The organism is Pseudomonas sp. GW821-FHT07B01, assembly GCF_059419065.1.
Genome location: NZ_JBWKRA010000014.1, coordinates 69,943 through 90,587 on the forward strand (window position 1 = coordinate 69,943; position 20,645 = coordinate 90,587).

Sequence of the window (20,645 nt, forward strand, 5' to 3'; positions counted from 1 at the left end):
GGGGACTACTCCTTGGCCGCCAGATTAACCACACGGTTGGAGCGATCCACCGGGCGCACTAATTGGCCCTCATGGAGTACATGCACGCCTGCGGCAACCACCCAATCGGTGGCGGCCAATCCTTCCAGTATCGGTACGGTGTTCTCGCCAAAGGCACCAATGCGCACGGGAGTGCGTTCAAGGGTGTTGTCCGGTTGTACACGCCAGACGTAGGACGCGCCGTTTTCGGCACTCAGGGCAGACAAGGGTACCGACAGCGCAATGACACCGTCGGCCTGGATGAAAACCCGCGCACTTTGACCCAGTTCGGCGGGCACTTTGCCGCCAGTGAAGGCCACACGCGCCGCGAAAGTGCGGGATTTGGGATCGGCCGCGGGAGACAGCTCACGAATGCGCCCGGCAAAACGTTGCTCTGGCTGGCTCCATAACTCCACCGACACTGGCTGGCCGACCTTGAAGCGGCCAAAGCCCTGTTCAGGCAGGCTGATCAACACTTCACGCTCGCCATCGGTGGCCAGGGTGAACACGGTCTGGCCAGCGGAAACCACTTGCCCCACTTCGACGGCACGCTTGGCGACCACCCCGTCTTGAGGCGCGCGCAGCACGGCGTAGCCGGCCTGGTTGCTCGACACATCGAACTCGGCCTTGATCTGCTTGAGGCGTGCTTCACCGGCTCGGTAGAGGTTTTCGGAATTGTCGTACTGCGACCGACTGACCATCTGCCGGTCCATCAAGGTCTTGTAGCGATCTCGTTCCGCACGCACCAGGCTGAGATTGGCCTCTGCAGCGGCTACTTGAGCGCGGGTCGCTTCCAGTTGCAGGCGCACGTCCTGGGGGTCGAGTTCGGCCAGCGGCTGGTTGGCCTTGACCCGCTCGCCCTCCTCCACCAGGCGCTTGCTGACTTTACCGCCGATGCGAAAGGCCAGGTCCGGCTCATAACGGGCACGAACCTCACCAGGGTAGCTGTCCATCGCCTGTGCCGAAGGCTGCGGTTGCACCACCATGGCCGGACGTACGGTGGTCTGGGCCGCTTCTTCATGGCCGCACGCGGCTAACAGGAAGACCAGGCTGACAGGCAAAGCAAGGGGCAGGAAAGCGCTGCGCATGCTGAAGGACCTTTCGCAAATAGAGCTTGGAATAATTATACTGGCCGGTATGTTATTAATACCAAACTCACCAGTCCAGTATTAAAGGTGAAAATGTCCGACAATCCTCTGAACACCGCAAGCCCCGGGCGTCCCAAGGACATGGCAAAACGCCAGGCAATCCTCGAATCGGCGAAATCGCTGTTCCTGGACAAGGGTTATGCGAACACCAGCATGGACGCCGTTGCCCTGGCCGCCGGCGTATCGAAGCTCACGGTTTACAGCCACTTCACCGACAAGGAGACGCTGTTCACCGCTGCGGTGGTGGCCAAATGTGAAGAGCAGTTGCCGGTGATGTACTTCGAGCTTCCCGAAGGCATGCCCGTCGAGACGGTGTTGCTCAACATCGCACGCGGCTTTCATTGGCTGATCAACAGCGAGGAGTCGGTAAACCTGCATCGCCTGATGATGACCACCGGCAATCAGGACGTGAAACTCTCCCAGATATTCTTCAACGCCGGCCCCATGCGCATGCTGCAAGGCATGGAGCGCCTGCTCGGCAAGATTCACCAGGGCGGCGCCCTGAGCATCGACACACCGTTCAAAGCCGCGGAGCACTTCTTTTGCCTGCTCAAGGGCACGGCGAACTTCCGCTTGTTGTATGGCTGCGGCGGACAATTGAGCGCGCAAGAGGCCGAAGAGCATGTGCAGGACGTGGTGAAGTTGTTTATGCGGGCCTATCGCAGCCAGGGTTTCGATACATCTGCGTAGTCGGTAGCGACCAACGGTAACCACGATGCGAAGCGAGTCGCTCTTGATCTTGATCTGCTTGTGATCTTGATCTCAAGCGCCCCGTTAAACCACGCTGGCCGAACGCAGGCTTGAATTCGTGGGTAACCCGGCAGGACGCCGGGTTAGCCGCCCCGCGCCATGGATGGCGCGTGGCGGCGGCCCACGGATTCAAGCCTGCGTTCGGGCACACCGAGCCCAAGCGAGGTGCCGAGTGGTGGGGCAAGAGCCCTTTGGTTACTTTGGGGCTCTTTTCCAAAGTGACCCGCCGTCAGGCGGAACCCTAAGTAGCCGTTACCGCAGCAATGGATATGTACACAATCCAACTGTGTCGGCTGTCAGGCCGCCTTCGCGAGCAAGCCCGCTCCCACAATTTGATTGCGGGGCGCCAGGGAGATAGGTGTCGGCTGGAAGGCCGCCATCGCAGGCAAGCCAGCTCCCACAGGTTGATCGCGGAGTGTCAGGTGGATAGGTGTCGGCTGGGAGGCCGTCATCGCAGGCAAGCCAGCTCCCACAATTGGATCTCGCCGCATCAGCAAGATGAATGCTGCCGCTTATGCCTTGAGCGCCTTCTTGGGATAAATATCGTAGCGGCTGGACTTGCCATCCAACGCATGGCTCGGCTTCGGCCCCTCAATACAGGGCGCCTTGCGCGGCCGCTTGACCACCACACGATGGCTGGCCAGGGCCAGAGCCGCCGCGAGCAACGCCGGTGCATCCGGATCATCACCCACCAACGGCCGAAACAGGCGCATTTCCTTCTTCACCAGCGCAGTTTTCTCACGGTGCGGAAACATCGGGTCCAGGTAGATCACCTGAGGCGGCTCGCCCTGCCAATTGAGCATCACGTCGATGGAATTGCCCTTGAGCAGCTTCATGCGCGCCACAATCGGCGCCACGTCAAAATCCTCTGCAGCGCGGGCCAGGCCATCTTCGAGCAAGGCGCCGATCAACGGCTGGCGCTCGATCAGGCTCATCTCACACCCGAGGCTGGCCAGCACGAACGCGTCCTTGCCCAAGCCAGCCGTGGCGTCCAGCACTCGCGGGCGCACGCCCTGGGCGATGCCCACCGCCTTGGCGATCATCTGCCCGCTGCCACCACCATACAATCGCCGATGCGCCGCGCCGCCTTCGACAAAGTCGACCCGCACCGGCCCTGGCGCATCAGGCCCAAGCTGTTGCAACTGCAAGCCGTGCTCCCCCACTTGCAGGGAAAAATCCGCATCGGCCACCTGTAGAGGCAACCCCAGCAGCGAAGCCCACTGTTCAGCGCGGGCCTGGAAGCTGTCAGCCAAGGCTTGGACCTGGATGCGGCTGGCCGCTGGTTGTTCGTTCATCAATCGCCACGCTCAAAAATATTAAGGATCGGCAAACAACGGCCGATAAAAATCACAGTCAGGTATTTTGCCAGAGCTGAGCGTCGACCGAGAAAAATGTCAGACATTCTTCCCCTTTCCATCGGTGTACTGCCGACCCACAACCATTACGGCCTGCGCAATACCCAAGCGCTGGCCGGGGTGAGTCATGTGTGGCAAGACTTCTTCGCCCGCACGTTGGCCGAGCAGCTCGGTGAAACGCCGGACGCGCTCGCCGCCAAGACGCCTGCCCCGGCAGACCCGGCGGTTGAACCCCGCGAAGGCGCCGACCTGCTGGCGCAGATCCTCACCCAGCGTGAGTGCGATGTGAAAGACACCGAGATCGCCCCGCCGGAACCGCTCTTCCTGCCAATTGCCGAGTTCGAAACCGAGCTGCTGCCACCGGCCGCGACGCCGTTCCCGGAAGAAGAAATAGCCGCCCAGCAACGCCAACAAACGTTTGAAAGCGAGTGGGTGCGCCCCATTGTGCTGAACGCCGGCCAACCGCTACCAGCGCCGGGCCCGACGCCACAACCACGCCCGCTGCACCTGCCGATTGCCGAATTCGAGCTGGACCTGCTGCCACCGGCCGCCACGCCGTACCCTGAAGAAGAACTGCTGGCGCAGCAAAAGGCCCTGGATTTCGATTACTACTGGGCACGCCCGCTGGTAACCCACAACCTGCGCCTGGCCGCCTGAACCCTAGCGACACACCCACCAACGCCCCATGTCCAGATGGAAATGGTTGCGATGAGCCGCGTTGTAGTCCGGGCTCAACACCACGTTGAAGTCATCACAGGCGCCATCGCGTACCAAACGCAGGAAACGCGCACTGTCGCCCTGCCCCGGCCAATCCTTGAGCACGCTGATGCTGCGCCCATCCGCCAGGCGAAAACCGGCGATATCCAGGGCATTGGCCGAGGCATGCTGGCTGAGTCGACCGTCGGCACGGTTGTAGATATTACGGCAGGCAAAACTGCCCAAATGCTCGACGCGGCTCACCGCTTGGCCAAACACGGCCTGGGCCGCCGGTTGCAGGCTATGTCGCTCGAACAAGGCGAACGCCACCGCCAGCGGGCAACTGGCGAGAAAGCTGCTGCTCAAGGCCACGTCAGCGCCCTGCACACGCAGGACATTGCGCAAGGGGCATGCCGCATCAGCCGATGTATCGGCCTGGCGGCTCACGCGCAGACCAGAGGTGTTCAACACCTGGTCACACAGCGCTGGATCATCCTGCAAACGACTGAGCTTGTAGCGCGTCAACAAGTTGGGGCTCGCTCGCACATCCAAGGGCGCCCAGGGGTTCCATTCAGGCGGCATCGGCACCCAACCCCGCCAGACAGCCAACGCAAAGGCGCCCACCAGCACCAGCAACACACTCAATGTCTTGACCATACCCACGGCTCAACCCTCAAAGTAGTCCGAGCTGCTCCGCCACGGGTTCTCGATGCAAGGCAGACAGCGGCGGTAGCCCTGGCAGGCGCACCATCAGCTTTGCGTGGAAGCGCAGCGCCAGCTGTGCCGCGAGACGGTTGTCCGACGTGTGCAGGAACATATAGGGCGTGCGGCCCTCTTCGATCCAACTGGCGATCTTTTCCACCCAGGGAATCAGGAACGGGTCATTGGCCTCAAGGTCCGGATGCCCGATGAAGCGCACCTGGGGAAATTGCGTCAGGGCCGCTGGGCGCGGTGGCACCCGGGGCTTTTTTGACTGGGCATGCAGCACCGCTTCCGAGGTAGAAGTACAACTGAACAGTGCACGGGGATCGAGGCAGATGCGCTCGACACCGCGATCACGCAACAGGCGGTTGAGCATGCGCTCAGCATCACCCTTGGCGAAGAACTGTTCATGACGCACCTCCACGGCCAGCGGCCGATCAATGCCATCGAGAAATCCAGCCAGCTCCGCCAGGCGTGGCGGCGTAAAGCTCTTCGAGAGCTGCAGCCACAGCGGTGAAACGCGCTCACCCAACGGGCTCATCAAGCCGACAAAACTTTCTGCCGCCGGCAACTGTTCACGCAAATCGCCAGCATGGCTGATATCGCCGGGGAATTTGGCGGTGAAGCGAAAATCATCAGGCATGATTTCGGCCCAGCGCTGCACAGTGGCGGCCGAGGGGCGAGCGTAAAAAGTAGTATTGCCTTCAACGGCGTTGAAGACCTGGGAATAGAGCCCGAGGTAATCGCTGGAACGTGCCTCAACGGGATACAGGTACTCGCGCCAGGCGTTTTCACTCCAGGACGGGCAGCCGATGTAATAAGGCAAACGCATCAGATATGGATATCGAGACCCAGCACTTCCATATCCCATTCGACAAAGCCGGCAGTGGTCAGGTAGCTGGCCAGGGCGGTGGCAACGCTTTTGCTCATGGAACGGGGAAAAACCATATCTTGCTGACGGGCAGGAACGCCGCTGATACGTACGGTCGAGGCGCCTTGAGCTTTGGAAGGCGTATCGGTGTGTACTTCGATGAAGTCCGGTGAATCCTCGACGGACTCGTCTACCGTCACGCTCGCCTTGCGCGGCTTACGCTTGAGGGGGTACGACTGTGAGGAAAAACCGTCTATACGCATACATGCAGACTCGGTATCAATGATGGCAATTTAGCGGCACTTTCCATGGCGCGCAAATGCTCTGGTGATAACTAGAACACATAATTTGTAAAAGGTTTAAAAACCCAGGCAAATTCTGACGATTGGCGAAATTTGCCGCGTAACGCCCACATTTTTTGGCGTCAAATAATCCCGCGTTCGGCCTTGGTCTGCGCGACTTTATCGCGCAGGTACACCGGTGCTGCCTGGTCCGCCGCAATCGCCTCGCCGCGCTCGAATGCGAAACGTGCCAACGCCAGCAGGTCTTCGGCGTGGGGCAACATCGCTGCGTCCTGCTCGGCACACGACACCTTGATGCGCTCGCCATAACCCCAGCCCGTGCCGGCACCGAACCAATCACCGCTGGCGTCAGCGGGCAACTGCGCAGCTTCGGGGGCAAGCACCGCTTCCGCACCGACCAGGCGCATTTCGCCTGCGGTCTCACGGTAGCAACCCCAGTAAACCTCATCCATGCGCGCATCAATTGCCGCTGCCACCTGCGATGCCCCGTGCTCACGCAACGCACGCTGGGCCAGTACCGCCAGGTTGGACACCGGCAACACCGGGCGCTCCAGCGCAAAGGCCAGGCCCTGCACCACGCCAATGGCAATGCGCACGCCAGTGAATGCACCGGGGCCACGGCCGAACGCGATGGCATCCACGGCAGCCAGGGTGGTACCGGCGTCTTCAAGCAGTTGCTTGATCATCGGCAACAATTTCTGCGCGTGCAGGCGCGGGATCACCTCGTAGTGGCTCGTGACCTTGCCATCGTGCAGCAAGGCAACGGAGCAAGCTTCAGTCGCGGTGTCCAGGGCCAGCAGGGTGCTCATCGGTGTGGGTGTCCAAGTCGGAAAAAAGTGCGCCAGTATAAACAACAACGACCCGCAAGCGGGCCGTTGTCTGTGCCGCCGATCAAGGGATCAGCTCAGTGCTTGCAGCACCTTGGCGGTGATGGCCTCTACCGAGCCCACACCAGGGATGTGGCTGTATTTCGGCTTGCCCTGGGCTGCGGACAACTTCTGGTAGAAGTCCACCAGGGGCTTGGTCTGGGAATGGTAGACCGACAGGCGATGACGCACGGTTTCTTCGGTGTCGTCTTTACGCTGCACCAGGTCTTCGCCGGTGACATCGTCCTTGCCTTCCACTTTCGGCGGGTTGTAGACGATGTGGTACACACGGCCCGAGCCTTCGTGAACACGACGGCCAGCGATACGCTGGACGATCTCTTCGTCTTCAACCGCGATTTCGACCACGGCGTCCAACTCCACGCCCGCCTTCACCAAGGCTTCGGCCTGGGGAATGGTGCGTGGGAAGCCGTCGAACAGGAAACCGTTCTTGCAGTCTTCCTGGCTGATGCGTTCCTTGACCAGGTTGATGATCAGGTCATCGGAGACCAGGCCGCCGCTGTCCATCACGCTCTTGGCGATCAGGCCCAGCTCGGTGCCAGCCTTGACGGCCGCACGCAGCATGTCGCCGGTGGAGATTTGTGGAATGCCGAATTTTTCAGTGATGAACTTTGCCTGAGTACCTTTACCGGCCCCGGGAGCTCCCAGCAGAATGACGCGCATCGATGTGCTCCTCAATTTTTTATAGAGATGACGCTCGGATTCGCCGCGTGGGGCCAATCTCGTAAAAATGTGGTTCTAGGCCGATCAAACGGCCAAAGGCTGATCAAGATACACAGCGGGCCCTCACCATACAAGCCGCCAAAAGTAGGAGAAACCCGCGCCGCACATGCGTCAGCGCCAGGGTGTGCCTGAGCGCAACCCACCCTCTCAAACGACGACCGCCCGTTTCCGGGCGGTCGTCGCGGTTTATCCGCAAGCCATTGAGTACACGCAAAAAACCTCAGCCGGTGTTGCGCAAACCGGCCGCGATACCGGCCACGGACACCAGCAGCGCCTGTTCCAGAGGGCTGTCTTGGGCAGCCTCCTGCTGACGGGAACGTGCCAGCAACTCGGCCTGCAACAGGTGCAAGGGGTCGAGGTAGGTGTTGCGCAGGCGGATGAACTCCAGGGTGTCGGGGCTATGGGCCAGCAGCTGCGACTGGCCGGTCAGGCCAAGCACCACGTCACACGCCTGCGACAATAGGTCGCGTAAGTGCGCACCCAATGCCAGCAGGTCCGGCTGCACCAGGCGCTCATCATAAAGACGGGCGATCTCGGCATCGGCCTTGGCCAGGACCATTTCCAGCATGTCGATACGCGTGCGAAAGAACGGCCACTGCTCGCGCATCTGCCCCAGCAATTGACCTTCACCGCGCTCCAGCGCCTTGCTCAGTGCCGCTTCCCAGCCGAGCCAGGCGGGCAGCATCAGGCGCGTCTGGGTCCAACCAAAAATCCACGGGATGGCGCGCAAGCTTTCAATCCCGCCCGCACGCCGCTTGGCCGGGCGACTGCCCAGGGGCAAACGGCCCAACTCCTGCTCCGGCGTGGACTGGCGGAAGTACTCGACGAACTGCGGATTTTCCCGCACCACGGCCCGGTAAGCGCTGACACCGTCTGCCGCCAGTTCGTCCATCAGATGACGCCAGGCAGGCTCGGGAGGGGGCGGCGGTAACAGGGTCGCTTCCAGTACCGCCGCCAGGTAGAGATTGAGATTCTGCTCAGCGATATCCGGCAGACCGAATTTGAAGCGAATCATCTCGCCCTGCTCAGTGGTACGGAAACGCCCCGCTACCGAGCCCGGTGGCTGCGACAGGATAGCCGCGTGTGCCGGGCCACCGCCACGACCAACGGTGCCGCCGCGACCATGGAACAACAATAGCTCCACCTGTTGCTCGCGGCAGATATCCACCAGACGTTCCTGCGCCCGGTACTGCGCCCAGGCGGCGGCCGTGGTGCCCGCGTCCTTGGCCGAGTCCGAGTAGCCAATCATCACTTCCTGCGGGCCCTGCAAGCGTGCGCGGTAACCCGGCAATTGCAGCAGGCGCTCCATCACCGGTCCGGCGTTGTCCAGGTCGGCCAGGGTCTCGAACAATGGCACTACGCGCATTGGCCGCTGTACGCCCGACTCCTTCAACAGCAGTTGCACCGCCAGCACATCCGACGCGGCGCCGGCCATGGAGATGACATACGAACCTAATGATGCGGCTGGTGCGGCGGCGATTTCCTTGCAGGTATTGAGCACCTCGGCGGTGTCCGCTGAGGGTTTGAAGTAACCCGGCAGCAATGGTCGCCGATTGGTCAGTTCCTGGGTCAGGAAGCTGATACGCGCATCCTCATCCCAGTCCTCATAACGCCCCAGGCCCAGGTAATCGGTGATTTCGGTCATGGCCGCCGAGTGACGGCTGGAGTCCTGACGCACATCCAGGCGCACCAGGAACAGGCCGAACGTTACGGCACGGCGCAGGCAGTCGAGCAGCGGGCCATCGGCGATCACGCCCATGCCGCATTCGTGCAGCGATTGGTAGCACAGTTGCAGAGGGTCGAGCAGGTCGCGGTTGTCCTGCAACACCTCGGCCGGCGCCGGGGTGGTGCTGGTCAACGAGGTGTGGGCCCACTGGCGCGTGGCGCGCAGGCGTTCACGCAGTTGCTTGAGCAAGGCACGATAAGGTTCGACGCTGTCGCCTACTTTGGCTTGCAACGCCGGGCTGGCCTGTTGCATCGACAGCTCGGAGGCCAGTTGGTCAATGTCACGCAGATACAAATCCGCCGCCATCCAACGCGCCAGCAACAGCACTTCGCGGGTGACCGGCGCGGTGACGTTCGGGTTGCCGTCACGGTCGCCGCCCATCCACGAAGCAAAGCGAATCGGCGCAGCCTCCAGGGGCAGGCGCAGGCCGGTGGCGGCGTGCAGGGCCTGGTCGGCCTTGCGCAGGTAATTGGGAATGGCGTGCCACAGCGAATGCTCGATCACCGCAAAGCCCCATTTGGCTTCATCTACCGGCGTGGGGCGCACGCGCCGGATTTCTTCGGTGTGCCAGGCTTCGGCGATCAAGCGTTGCAAGCGCTCGCGAATCTGCTCGCGCTCGGCGGTGGTGAGGTCACGGTGATCTTGCAAGGCCAGTTGCGCAGCAATGGCATCGTATTTCTGGATCAGCGTGCGGCGGGCCACTTCGGTGGGGTGGGCGGTGAGCACCAGCTCGATGTCCAACCGCGCCAACTGCCGGGCCAGGGATTCATTGCTGTGACCTTCGCTTTGCAGACGGGCCAGCAACTCCGGCAAGACCCGGGATTCGAACGGCGCGGGTTGCGATTCATCGCGCCGATGAATCAACTGATATTGCTCGGCAATGTTGGCCAGGTTGAGGAACTGGTTGAAGGCCCGCGCCACGGGCAGCAACTCCTCCTCCTGCAACTGATTGAGGCTGGCGCTCAGTTCATCACCAGCGGCATTCTGCGAAACGGCTCCACGGCGGTCGGCCTTGGCGCCTTTGCGGATCTGCTCGATCTTATCGAGGAAAGCCTCGCCGTACTGCTCTCGAATGGTGTTGCCCAACAGCTCACCCAGCAGGTGAACATCCTCACGCAAGCGTGCATCGATATCACTCATCAGCCAATCTCCAGCCAGAAATCCGGGACGCGCAAGTGCTTCAGAGTGCCGCCGACGTCGGTTTCTGACAAGGCCGAACGCGAACGACTTTAAACCTTGGCGCTTACAGCTAGTCTCAACGATGAGTCACCGCGTTATTTTCACGCAGGCGGCTGGTCGCTCATCACCGCCTGCCATCGCAGGCTTTATTGAGGTAGCCATGAAAATTCGAGAACTGGCCCAGCATTGGGAAGAAACCGCCAAGGGTCGTTTGACCAAGACTGAATACGCCATTCATCTGGATGTCGAAGCCGCTGCACGGCTGGCGGCCATTGCCGAGATGTACCCCAAGCGCCATGTCGAAGAACTGCTCGGCGAGTTGATCGGTGCCGCCCTTGAAGAGCTGGAAGCCAGCTTTCCCTACATCCAGGGCCAGCAGGTAATTGCCACCGACGAAGAGGGTGACCCGTTGTATGAAGACGTCGGCCCCACGCCACGCTTTCTTACTTTATCCCGTCGCCACCTACATGATTTGTCGGCCGGCACTGACGAACAAAAACACTGATAAACATTTATTGACGTCAATTAAACCCACGTATTCCGGGCCTTTTACAGGCCCGGAGGTACCGCCGCACGCCGCGAAAGTTCCATTTTTCAAACACTGACCAATCAGTCAGATATTTTTTTAGGCAAATCGCCATATCCGCTGAACTTTTGAAAAAAGCCTCCGGTCACAGCCAGTAGCCATCACTTGTGGAACGGTCGTTTGAACGGACGCCATGTGCTTTACCGACGGGCCCGAAATCGATACGCCCCGATGGATTTTGATGTTTTTCAGGAGTTATCCAATGGAGTTGAAGACGATGAACACCAGCACTGCCAAATCCTCGTTTAACCACCTGCGCGGGCTCAAATTGGCCGCGCTGGCAATCGGCACCAGCTTCGTTCTGGCTGGCTGCGCCGGCAACCCTCCAACCGAGCAGTACGCCGTGACCCAATCGGCCGTCAACAGCGCAGTCAGCGCCGGCGGTACCGAGTATGCGGCGGTGGAAATGAAGTCGGCCCAGGACAAGCTCAAAGAAGCTGAGATTGCCATGCACGACAAGAACTACGACAAGGCTCGCCAATTGGCTGAACAAGCCGAGTGGGATGCTCGCGTCGCTGAGCGTAAAGCCCAGGCTGCCAAGGCTCAACAGGCTGTGAAGGATTCCCAGAAGGCTGTTGACGAACTGCGTAAAGAAGGCATGCGCCCAGCTGCAATCATGCAGAAGTAAGCCGCTGCCACTTGACTGCATCGCACCTGATATCGAATTGAAAGGACGACACGACTATGCGTAAACAATTGATGATCCCTGCCCTGCTGGCGATGAGCGTTGCCTTGGCGGCCTGCTCCACCCCGCCGAACGCGAACCTGGAAAATGCGCGGACCAATTTCTCGTCCCTGCAAACCAACCCACAAGCCACCAAGCTGGCGGCGCTGGAAACCAAAGACGCCAGCGACTGGCTGGACAAGGCTGACAAGGCCTACCGCGACAAAGAAGACGAGAAGAAAGTCGACCAACTCGCATACCTGACCAACCAGCGCGTTGAAGTGGCCAAGGACACCATCGTCCTGCGCGAATCCGAAGCCAAGCTGAAAAACGCCGGTGACGAACGCGCCCGTGCCCTGCTGGACGCGCGTGATGCGCAGATCAAGCAACTGCAAAACAGCTTGAACGCCAAGCAAACTGATCGTGGCACCCTGGTGACTTTCGGTGACGTGCTGTTCGCCACCAACAAGTCCGACCTGAAATCCAGCGGCCTGGTGAACATCACCAAGCTGGCTCAGTTCCTGCGCGACAACCCAGACCGTAAAGTGATCGTCGAAGGCTACACTGACAGCACCGGTTCCGACTCGTACAACCAGAGCCTGTCTGAGCGTCGTGCCGCTTCTGTTCAGCGTGCACTGGCTCAACAAGGCGTGGATATCTCGCGTATCGTGACCCAGGGTTATGGCAAGGAATACCCGGTTGCCGATAATGGCAGCGTCTCCGGCCGTGCCATGAACCGTCGCGTGGAAGTGACCATTTCCAACGACAACCAGCCGGTCAAGCCACGGTCTTCCGTTGCTAACTGATTGATGCTGGATAAAAAACCCACCTTACGGTGGGTTTTTTTTGGGTTCGTCGAACCCGACTGGACGATGTGTATCTTCGAGCGGCATTTCTATCTTCGCGCTCGACAGCTTGTCCATCAGTTGGCTAAGCTCATGCGTCTGGGCAACTTTGCGCTCCAGTTCTTCATGCCCTCTCGCCATGTTCAACATGTTGCGTATCGCAGCAATAGTAATCGCCACTGTCTCGGCCCCAATCTTTATGAGTCATGACGCTTTTGTGGCTTCTGACGCAAGACGGTTCCCGTTATTCATGTTACTGCTGGAAATCAATGGAAATCTTTGCGCCATCTTCGCCACCAGGCTTGCTGCCTTCGCCATCAGCGCCTTTACCCTCTTGGCCTTCCATAGCTTTAAGCTTTTCCTCGAGTTCTTTCAGCAGTTTTTTAAGGTCATCCACAGCGCCTCCCGAACCGCCGCCGCCCTCTGAACCACCGGCACCTTGAGATTGCATCTGACCTATTTGCTTCTTCAGATCCGCAATCTGGTTCTTGAGGCTGCCCACGTCACCGGATTGTTGACCTGCATCTTGAGCGCCAAAACCACCTTGGGAAGGACCAACTCCACTTATAGACATATGTGACTCCAAATCAAGTTCAAGAGTTAACCGAATCAGCGTTGCTGCTCGGTCCCAAATCAGTGGCAACTCACTCAAAATGGTTCCAGCTTTTCCCACATTGCCTGTCCTACTGCTCCAGTTTCGGCGTTTCTTGACCTATACAACGCACGGCCTGTTTCTTGTTGTTCACCAGCACGCCGCTCAAACCTTTCTGCTCGGTATCAAACATCACCAACACGCCGTCAACACACTGCGCCACTTGCGCGGCCGGGGTCAGGGAGACTTTGTAATCTTCGCCCGGTATGGTCTTGAGCATGGTGAAATCGCTGAGCAGCAACGCATCTTCCGGCTTGGCGAAGTGCAGATAGCCGTAGTACCACAGGCAGCCAACGGTGCCGATGATGGTACCGATACCGGTGAGGATCAGCGGGATCATGTTGCGTTCTTCGCTCATTGCGGGCTCTCTGATGAATCAACTTTAGGAATAGGGTAATTCGGGATTTCCCCCAGGCGGCGCAAGCCGTTGAAGTGCAGCGGGTCGTCCAGATAACGCAGCATGACGGTCTGCCAGGTTTTGTCGGCAAAGGTCTGCACATGGCCGCCGCGGGTCAGTTGCAACACCCTGGGCGGTGGCGCCGCTTGATACAGGCGGATGCCATTGGCCACCGGCACGATCGGGTCATCCAGGCTGTGGAACAGCAGCTTGGGCACACCGGTCAACCGGGGCATGGCATTGATCGCACTGTCGGCGTCGGGCACCAGCCACGACAGCGGCACCTGCAACGGCCAGGTTAACCAGGAAGTGCTCAGGGCGAATTGTCCTACGTCACGATAACTGGCTGGCACGCCGTCCAGTACCAAGGCTTTTAGTTGGGCTTGACGCTCCGGGTGGGCTGCCAGGTAATGCACAGCCAGTGCACCGCCCAGGCTTTGTCCGAGAATAATCAGCGGTTGCCCCTGGGTTTCAGGCGCCTTGTCGATCCAGCCGAATGCGGCGTCGATATCCTGGTAGATCGCCGGCAACGACGGCTTGCCTTCCGACAGCCCATAGCCGCGATAGTCCAGCAACAGCACTTGATAACCCTGCTCCGGCAACCACCAACTGCCCCCCAGATGCCAGGCGAGGTTGCCGCCGTTGCCGTGCAAATGCAGGACTGTGCCCTTGAGCGGGACACCGGGTTTTGCCGGCAGCCACCAGGCGTGCAGTTTCACGCCATCTGCGGTGGTGAGCGTGACGTCGCGGTATTGCAGGAGGGCTTTTTCCGGGGTGAAGGGTAGGCCGGGCTCGGGGTAGAACAGCAAGGAGCTGCAGCCGTTCAATGTAAGTAGCAGGCATAAAATGCCGAGGATTCTCATCCGTTGAAACCTCGCGAAAGTTCTGAAGACCAGTAAAGATCAAACGTGGGAGCTGGCTTGCCTGCGATAGCGGTCTATCAGTGACTGAGTGCTGGCTGACCCAGCGCTATCGCAGGCAAGCCAGCTCCCACATTTTTTGATTCGGTTTCGTCAGTTACAGGATATTGGAGTAATCCGCCTCGATCCGGTCCAGGCTCAAGTGGTTGAGAAAGTTTGAGAAGCACATCCAGGCCGCCAGCGCGTTCATGTCACGAAACTGCTCCGGCAGGTACTTGGGCGGCACCACCAGGCCTTCGTCGACCAACTGGCGCAGGGTACGCATGTCTTCAAGGGTGGTCTTGCCGCAGAACAGCAGCGGCACTTGCTCCAGCTTGCCTTTGCGCACGGCGAGCTGGATGTAGTTGTAGACCATGATAAAGCCCTTGAGGTAGGACAAATCCTTGGTAAATGGCAGGCCGGTGGGCACCGAACCACGAAATACCCGGCTGGCATTCCCATAGCTTTCGGCCATTTCAAAGCCTTGCTCGCGGAAGAACTCGAACACCTGCAGGAAGTCGGCGCCCTCCTCCACCATATGGATGGCGCGGGTCCGGTTGGTGAGTTTGCGCAGGCGGCTGGGGTAGGAGGCAAACGTGATGATTTCCATCAGGATCGCCAGGCCTTCCTGGGTGACGGTGGACGACGGCGGGCCCTTGGACAGAAACGTGCAGATCGGCTGGTTCTGGCCGTTAAGGGTGGTGCCCACATGCACCAACCCTTCATGCACTTCGAGGGCGCGCACGTCGCGGTCATTGAACATCGCATCGGCGCGGATCTTGATGTAGTCGGCGCCCGCTGCCGCATCGGCGACGATGCCGTCGGACTCGAACACGCGGATGGTCTCTTCGGCTTCGCCAAACACCTTGTTCAGGCGCGTTTGCAGCAGGCTGACCGCGTCCTTGGCGGTGAGGGTCTTGGCTTCGTCCTTGAGATCGCCCCGGCCATCGATGTTGTTCAGGTAGTCGGAGAGCATCAGGCCAAGGTCGGCCAGGGTCGGGTCGCCAGCGTGGAACGCATCGGAGGCGGCGCCGTACAGCTCTTGGGAAATCAGACCGAAGTCCTCGGTGCCGCGCGCTTCAAGCATGCGCACCACCATGCGGTATTCACGGCACATGCGCCGCATGATCTGCCCCACCGGACTGAATTGCCCAAGGCGACGGGTGATGTCGCGCTCGATGTTCTGGAATTCCAGCTTCACCGCGCTGGAGTCGAACGACAGCGGTCGGTTCAGGTAGTAATCACGGTCTACGGCAGGCATCGCCTTGCCCTTGGCCTTGAGAAATCCCTGGCGAATGTTTTCGTCCCATTTCACCGCATCGAGAACGCGGATCGGTGTTTGCGCCAGCACAATGCGATCGGACAAGGTGCGTATCGTCTGCTGGTAATCGTCCACCCGGTGCTTCCTCTTTAAACGTTATTGGCCCACGCGCAGGTAGCGCACGGCTTCACATCTGAGCAGCAGGCCCATCAGAGGTGGGAGCAGGCTTGCCTGCCCCCACCCAAAGCAGATTGCGCACAGGGCTAGACCGAGGCCAATACCAGGTGCATGTAACGCTTGAGAATTTCAAGCATCTCGTCACCGGCCAGAGGCTCTGCGCCGCCCAACAGGCCCTGATATTCCATCCGACTGATGATAGCCGTCAACACCTTGGCATCCTGCTGCGGCTCACGGGAGCCCAATACCTGGAAAAACTGCCCGGTACCCTGCAACAGGATCTGTTGATGGGAGCGTACCAGTTCGGCCAGCCGCGGGTTCAATAGGGCTTCCTGGCGAAAAGCCTGCTCAGCCATCAGGTATTCGCGCCGGTTGGTCAGTTGGCGCAGCACATAGTCGGCGGTCAGGCGCGCGATATCATCGGCCAGTTGCGAGCGGGACTGCGGGCTGCCGTCACCATAGGCGACCATCTCGCGCAACAGGCCTTCGTTGCGCACCCACAGTTTGCCCATGAAAGCGGCGCTACGCTCCACGTATTGGGCGAAGGTGTCGGTGAGCAGGTCGTCGATGTCTTTGAAGTAATAGGTGGTGGCCGACAGCGGCACCCCCGCCTCTGCCGCCACTGCCCGGTGACGTACGGCCCGCACGCCATCGCGCACGACGATACGCATGGCCGCATCGAGAATGTCTTGCCGGCGTTGCTCGCTGCCCCGCCGGCTGGCCTTGCGGCCCTGGTACTGAACGCTTTCAGCCACGGCAGCAGCAATGCCGGCGGCACCTTCTTGAGCCATTACGCGGTTCACCACACTTCTTCCTTTAGAGGTGACGCGGAGCGTCACAGAGTGCACTCCCACGCGGAGCGTGGGAACGATCAATGACGAGCACCACTTGAACAGGCCACATAAAAAAGCCGCCTTATAAAAGGCGGCTTCGGATTTCGCTACGGTTACGCTTGCGGCCGCATGTGCGGGAACAGGATCACGTCGCGGATCGACGGCGAGTTGGTCAACAACATCACCAGACGGTCAATGCCGATACCTTCACCGGCAGTCGGCGGCATGCCGTACTCCAGGGCCCGAACGAAGTCGGCATCGTAGTGCATGGCTTCGTCGTCACCGGCGTCCTTGTCGGCCACCTGGGCCATGAAGCGCTCGGCCTGGTCTTCCGCATCGTTAAGCTCGGAATAGGCGTTGGCGATTTCGCGGCCACCGATGAACAGCTCGAAACGGTCGGTGACGTTCGGGTTGTCGTCGTTGCGACGGGCCAGCGGCGACACTTCGAACGGGTACTGGGTAATGAAGTGCGGCTGCTCCAGCTTGTGCTCCACCAGTTCTTCGAAAATCATCACCTGCAGCTTGCCCAAGCCTTCGAAGCCCAGCACCTTGGCGCCGGCTTTCTTGGCAATGGCACGGGCCTTGTCGATGTCGTTGAGGTCGTCAGCGGTCAGCTCGGGGTTGTACTTGAGGATCGAGTCGAACACCGACAGGCGCACGAATGGCTCGCCGAAGTGGAACACCTTGTCGCCGTACGGCACGTCAGTGCTGCCCAGCACCAGCTGTGCCAGCTCGCGGAACAGTTCTTCGGTCAGGTCCATGTTGTCTTCGTAGTCGGCGTAGGCCTGGTAGAACTCCAACATGGTGAATTCAGGGTTGTGACGGGTCGAGACGCCTTCGTTACGGAAGTTGCGGTTGATCTCGAACACCTTTTCAAAGCCGCCCACGACCAAGCGCTTGAGGTACAGCTCCGGCGCGATACGCAGGAACATTTCCATGTCCAGCGCGTTGTGGTGGGTTTCGAACGGTTTGGCTGCGGCACCACCCGGGATGGTCTGCAGCATCGGCGTTTCCACTTCCAGGAAGTCACGCTGCATCAGGAAGCTGCGGATGTGGGCAATGACTTGCGAGCGTACGCGGAAGGTCTGGCGCACGTCTTCGTTGACGATCAGGTCAACGTAGCGCTGGCGATAGCGCTGTTCGGTGTCGGTCAGGCCGTGGTGCTTGTCTGGCAGCGGACGCAGGGACTTGGTCAGCAGGCGCACATTGGTCATCTCGACGTACAGGTCGCCCTTGCCGGAACGGGCCAGGGTGCCTTCGGCTGCGATGATGTCGCCCATGTCCCAGGTTTTCACCGAGGCCAGGGTTTCTTCGGACAGGGTCTTGCGGTTGACGTAGACCTGGATGCGACCGGTCATGTCCTGGATCACCATGAACGAGCCACGGTTGAGCATGATGCGACCTGCCACCTTGACCGGGATCGCAGCCTCTGCCAGTTCTTCCTTGGTCTTGTCCGCGTATTGCTTCTGCAAGGCATCGCAGTAGTTGTCGCGACGGAAGTCGTTGGGGAAGGCGTTACCCTTGGCGCGCTCGGCAGCAAGCTTTTCCTTGCGCAGGGCGATCAGGGAGTTTTCTTCCTGTTGCAGGGCTTGCGGGTCGAGTTGTTGGTCGCTCATGTCTTTAAATATTCCATCAGGTTCGTTGCCCCCAGCCTTCGGCGGGGGATCGCGGGCAAGCCCGCTCCCACAGAGGGTATTAGAGGCCGGATTTCAGGCTGGCTTCCAGGTATTCGTCGATATCGCCGTCGAGTACCTTGTCGCAGTCGCTGCGTTCGATGTTAGTGCGCAGATCCTTGATCCGCGAGGCATCGAGCACGTACGAACGGATCTGGTGGCCCCAGCCGATATCCGACTTGGTGTCTTCCAGCGCCTGGGAAGCGGCGTTGCGCTTCTGCATTTCCTGCTCGTACAACTTGGCCCGCAGCATTTTCATGGCGGTGTCCTTGTTGGCGTGCTGGGAACGTTCGTTCTGGCAGCTGACCACGGTGTTGGTCGGTACGTGGGTAATACGTACGGCCGAGTCAGTGGTGTTTACGTGCTGGCCACCGGCACCGGAGGAACGGTAGGTGTCGATCCGCAGGTCGGCCGGGTTGATCTCGATTTCCACTTTGTCGTCGATCTCTGGCGAGACGAACACCGCAGAGAATGAGGTGTGGCGACGGTTGCCGGAGTCGAACGGGCTCTTGCGCACCAGGCGGTGCACGCCGATCTCGGTGCGCAGCCAGCCAAAGGCGTATTCGCCCTTGATGTGTACGGTCGCGCCCTTGATACCGGCCACTTCACCGGCGGACAGTTCCATGATGGTCGCGTCGAAACCGCGTTTGTCGGCCCAGCGCAGGTACATGCGCAGCAGGATGTTGGCCCAGTCCTGGGCCTCGGTGCCACCGGAACCGGCCTGAATATCCAGATAGGCGTTGTTCGGGTCCATTTCATGGCTGAACATGCGGCGGAATTCAAGCTTGGCGAGGTTTTCCTCGAGACGGGCCAGCTCGGCGACGACATCGCCCACTGCGCCTTCGTCGTTTTCTTCGACGGCCATGTCCAGCAGGTCGCGGCAATCACCCAGGCCGGTGTTCAGTTCGTCGAGGGTATCGACGATCTGTGCCAGCGCAGCGCGTTCGCGCCCCAGTTCCTGGGCGTATTCGGGTTTGTTCCAGACACTCGGATCTTCAAGCTCGCGATTGACCTCGGTCAGACGCTCATGCTTTTGATCGTAGTCAAAGATACCCCCGAATAGTTTCGGAGCGCTCGGACAGGTCCTTGATGGTGTTAAGGATCGGGTTGATTTCCATGGCGGGCAGCACTCGTTGGCGAACTTTTGAAAGCCGGCGAGTATAACGGCAAACGGCTGCGAACGGCAGTCCGCTTGGCCGAAAAGGCGGTGGTTTGTACAGGATCCATAGCCAGATAGCGATCAAATGTGGGAGCTGGCTTACCTGCTCCCACAGAGGCGCCCGGCGCTTGGGATTATTCGATGCCCACCTGATTACGCCCATTATTCTTGGCCGTGTATAACCCCTTGTCCGCCGCCATGATCAGCTGCCGGCAGTCCGTACCCTGGACAGGCGTCAACGTCGACAGCCCAATACTGATGGTCAGGCTGGCACCTTCAGCCGGGGCGATGTGCGGGATTTTCAACGCCGCCACCGCCATGCGCAGTTTTTCCGCGACCAGGCGTGCGCCGCCCGGCGAGGTGTTGGGCAGGACCAGTGCGAACTCTTCGCCACCGTAGCGCGCCGGCAAGTCCGAAGGGCGGCTGCTGGCATCGCGAATGGTGGCGGCAACTTTGCGCAAGGCTTCGTCGCCCTCGACATGGCCGAAGCTGTCGTTGTAGGTCTTGAAGAAATCCACATCGATCATCAGCAACGAGAGTTGGGTCTGGTCGCGCATGGCTCGGCGCCATTCCAGCTCCAGGTATTCGTCGAAGTGGCGGCGGTTGGACAGCCCGGTCAGGCCGTCGGAGTTCATCAGGCGTTGCAGCACCAGATTGGTGTCCAGCAACTGTTGCTGGCTGACCCGCAACGCACGGTACGCCGCGTCGCGCTGCAACAGGGTCATGTAGGAGCGCGAGTGATAGCGGATGCGCGCCACCAGTTCGATGTTGTCCGGCAGCTTGACCAGGTAATCATTGGCCCCGGCCGCAAAGGCCGCGCTTTTGATCAGCGGGTCCTCTTTGGTGGACAGCACGATGATAGGGATATTCGCGGTAGCCGGGTGATTACGATACTCGCGCACCAGGGTCAGGCCGTCCAGACCCGGCATCACCAGGTCTTGCAGGATCACCGTGGGCTTGATGCGGATCGCCTGGGCAATCGCCTGATGCGGGTCGGCGCAAAAGTGGAAGTCGATGTTCTCTTCATGGGCCAGGCCACGCCGCACGGCTTCACCGATCATGGCCTGGTCGTCGACCAGCAGCACCATGGCGGCGTTTTCGTCGGTCTTGAAGTCGTCGAGCTGTAAATCATTCATGTGCAATCA

Annotated in this window: 22 protein-coding genes; 5 read left to right on the plus strand and 17 right to left on the minus strand. The window is 60.1% G+C overall.

Features of this window, described 5'->3' with window-relative positions; genetic code table 11:
- Window positions 1-5: 5 nt before the first annotated feature.
- Window positions 6-1,106 (minus strand): efflux RND transporter periplasmic adaptor subunit, encoded by a 1,101-nt coding sequence (locus AC07S6_RS16855; protein WP_054917837.1) that lies wholly within the window; start codon window positions 1,104-1,106, stop codon window positions 6-8.
- A 93-nt stretch (window positions 1,107-1,199) separates the two neighbouring features.
- Between AC07S6_RS16855 and AC07S6_RS16860 the strand changes: the two genes are divergently transcribed.
- Window positions 1,200-1,856 carry a TetR/AcrR family transcriptional regulator gene (locus AC07S6_RS16860; RefSeq protein ID WP_495112658.1) on the plus strand — a complete coding sequence of 219 codons (657 nt, stop codon included), beginning with the start codon at window positions 1,200-1,202 and terminating at the stop codon, window positions 1,854-1,856.
- A gap of 572 nt (window positions 1,857-2,428) precedes the next feature.
- Here the strand turns inward: AC07S6_RS16860 and AC07S6_RS16865 are convergent.
- Window positions 2,429-3,211 carry a class I SAM-dependent methyltransferase gene (locus AC07S6_RS16865; protein ID WP_186526505.1) on the minus strand — a complete coding sequence of 261 codons (783 nt, stop codon included), beginning with the start codon at window positions 3,209-3,211 and terminating at the stop codon, window positions 2,429-2,431.
- A gap of 96 nt (window positions 3,212-3,307) precedes the next feature.
- On the opposite strand from AC07S6_RS16865, the gene AC07S6_RS16870 reads away from it, so the two are divergent.
- Window positions 3,308-3,928 carry an energy transducer TonB gene (locus tag AC07S6_RS16870; protein ID WP_495112659.1) on the plus strand — a complete coding sequence of 207 codons (621 nt, stop codon included), beginning with the start codon at window positions 3,308-3,310 and terminating at the stop codon, window positions 3,926-3,928.
- Between the two features lie 3 nt (window positions 3,929-3,931).
- Here AC07S6_RS16870 and AC07S6_RS16875 read toward each other — a convergent pair whose 3' ends face one another.
- The 6 genes from AC07S6_RS16875 to ppc form a co-directional block, all read right to left on the minus strand.
- Entirely contained in the window at window positions 3,932-4,624 is a 693-nt protein-coding gene (locus AC07S6_RS16875) for an extensin-like domain-containing protein (RefSeq protein WP_495112660.1), read from the minus strand.
- A gap of 16 nt (window positions 4,625-4,640) precedes the next feature.
- Entirely contained in the window at window positions 4,641-5,501 is an 861-nt protein-coding gene (locus AC07S6_RS16880) for a DUF72 domain-containing protein (protein ID WP_197880463.1), read from the minus strand.
- Window positions 5,501-5,803, minus strand: a complete 303-nt coding sequence (locus AC07S6_RS16885; protein WP_197880462.1) for a hypothetical protein — start codon at window positions 5,801-5,803, stop codon at window positions 5,501-5,503. Before AC07S6_RS16885 ends, AC07S6_RS16880 begins: the two co-directional genes overlap by 1 nt.
- A 161-nt stretch (window positions 5,804-5,964) precedes the next feature.
- Complete coding sequence (gene tsaB, locus AC07S6_RS16890; protein WP_019817729.1) at window positions 5,965-6,651, minus strand: tRNA (adenosine(37)-N6)-threonylcarbamoyltransferase complex dimerization subunit type 1 TsaB; 687 nt, start codon at window positions 6,649-6,651, stop codon at window positions 5,965-5,967.
- Between the two features lie 90 nt (window positions 6,652-6,741).
- Window positions 6,742-7,389 carry an adenylate kinase gene (adk, locus tag AC07S6_RS16895; RefSeq protein ID WP_003189104.1) on the minus strand — a complete coding sequence of 216 codons (648 nt, stop codon included), beginning with the start codon at window positions 7,387-7,389 and terminating at the stop codon, window positions 6,742-6,744.
- A gap of 280 nt (window positions 7,390-7,669) precedes the next feature.
- On the minus strand, window positions 7,670-10,315 hold the full coding sequence (gene ppc, locus AC07S6_RS16900) for a phosphoenolpyruvate carboxylase (protein ID WP_495112661.1): 2,646 nt from the start codon (window positions 10,313-10,315) through the stop codon (window positions 7,670-7,672).
- 199 nt (window positions 10,316-10,514) lie between these two features.
- Between ppc and AC07S6_RS16905 the strand changes: the two genes are divergently transcribed.
- The 3 genes from AC07S6_RS16905 (at window position 10,515) to lptF (ending at window position 12,410) form a co-directional block, all read left to right on the plus strand.
- Entirely contained in the window at window positions 10,515-10,859 is a 345-nt protein-coding gene (locus AC07S6_RS16905; RefSeq protein WP_073522699.1) for a pilin assembly protein, read from the plus strand.
- Between the two features lie 283 nt (window positions 10,860-11,142).
- Window positions 11,143-11,568: a DUF4398 domain-containing protein gene (locus AC07S6_RS16910; protein ID WP_003189094.1), complete on the plus strand. Its 426-nt coding sequence runs from the start codon at window positions 11,143-11,145 to the stop codon at window positions 11,566-11,568.
- A gap of 56 nt (window positions 11,569-11,624) precedes the next feature.
- Window positions 11,625-12,410, plus strand: a complete 786-nt coding sequence (gene lptF / locus AC07S6_RS16915) for a lipotoxin F family OmpA-related lipoprotein LptF (RefSeq protein WP_003189093.1) — start codon at window positions 11,625-11,627, stop codon at window positions 12,408-12,410.
- A 24-nt stretch (window positions 12,411-12,434) separates the two neighbouring features.
- On the opposite strand, the gene AC07S6_RS16920 is transcribed toward lptF, so the two are convergent.
- The 9 genes from AC07S6_RS16920 to AC07S6_RS16960 form a co-directional block, all read right to left on the minus strand.
- A complete protein-coding gene (locus tag AC07S6_RS16920) occupies window positions 12,435-12,629 on the minus strand; it encodes a hypothetical protein (RefSeq protein WP_034126515.1) in 195 nt (64 codons plus the stop codon).
- A 73-nt stretch (window positions 12,630-12,702) separates the two neighbouring features.
- Window positions 12,703-13,101: a hypothetical protein gene (locus tag AC07S6_RS16925; RefSeq protein ID WP_495112662.1), complete on the minus strand. Its 399-nt coding sequence runs from the start codon at window positions 13,099-13,101 to the stop codon at window positions 12,703-12,705.
- A gap of 31 nt (window positions 13,102-13,132) precedes the next feature.
- Window positions 13,133-13,459 carry a PA3694 family proteiin gene (locus tag AC07S6_RS16930; protein ID WP_054917825.1) on the minus strand — a complete coding sequence of 109 codons (327 nt, stop codon included), beginning with the start codon at window positions 13,457-13,459 and terminating at the stop codon, window positions 13,133-13,135.
- Window positions 13,456-14,361, minus strand: coding sequence for an alpha/beta hydrolase (locus AC07S6_RS16935; RefSeq protein WP_495112663.1), 906 nt, complete (start codon window positions 14,359-14,361; stop codon window positions 13,456-13,458). The genes AC07S6_RS16930 and AC07S6_RS16935 overlap by 4 nt, the downstream gene beginning before the upstream one ends.
- Before the next feature lie 154 nt (window positions 14,362-14,515).
- A complete protein-coding gene (locus tag AC07S6_RS16940; protein WP_014717201.1) occupies window positions 14,516-15,793 on the minus strand; it encodes a flavohemoglobin expression-modulating QEGLA motif protein in 1,278 nt (425 codons plus the stop codon).
- 128 nt (window positions 15,794-15,921) lie between these two features.
- The gene (locus tag AC07S6_RS16945) at window positions 15,922-16,638 is read right to left on the minus strand and encodes a TetR/AcrR family transcriptional regulator (protein ID WP_490613655.1); all 717 of its coding nucleotides are present in this window, start codon (window positions 16,636-16,638) and stop codon (window positions 15,922-15,924) included.
- A 143-nt stretch (window positions 16,639-16,781) separates the two neighbouring features.
- The gene (lysS, locus tag AC07S6_RS16950; RefSeq protein WP_003189082.1) at window positions 16,782-18,284 is read right to left on the minus strand and encodes a lysine--tRNA ligase; all 1,503 of its coding nucleotides are present in this window, start codon (window positions 18,282-18,284) and stop codon (window positions 16,782-16,784) included.
- Window positions 18,285-18,363: 79 nt separating this feature from the next.
- A protein-coding gene (gene prfB / locus AC07S6_RS16955) for a peptide chain release factor 2 (protein ID WP_096001736.1) occupies window positions 18,364-19,459 on the minus strand; the annotation gives its coding sequence in 2 pieces (ribosomal slippage) (window positions 18,364-19,386 and window positions 19,388-19,459; 1,095 coding nt in all).
- A 175-nt stretch (window positions 19,460-19,634) separates the two neighbouring features.
- Window positions 19,635-20,636 carry a response regulator gene (locus AC07S6_RS16960; RefSeq protein ID WP_034126509.1) on the minus strand — a complete coding sequence of 334 codons (1,002 nt, stop codon included), beginning with the start codon at window positions 20,634-20,636 and terminating at the stop codon, window positions 19,635-19,637.
- Window positions 20,637-20,645: the final 9 nt, after the last annotated feature.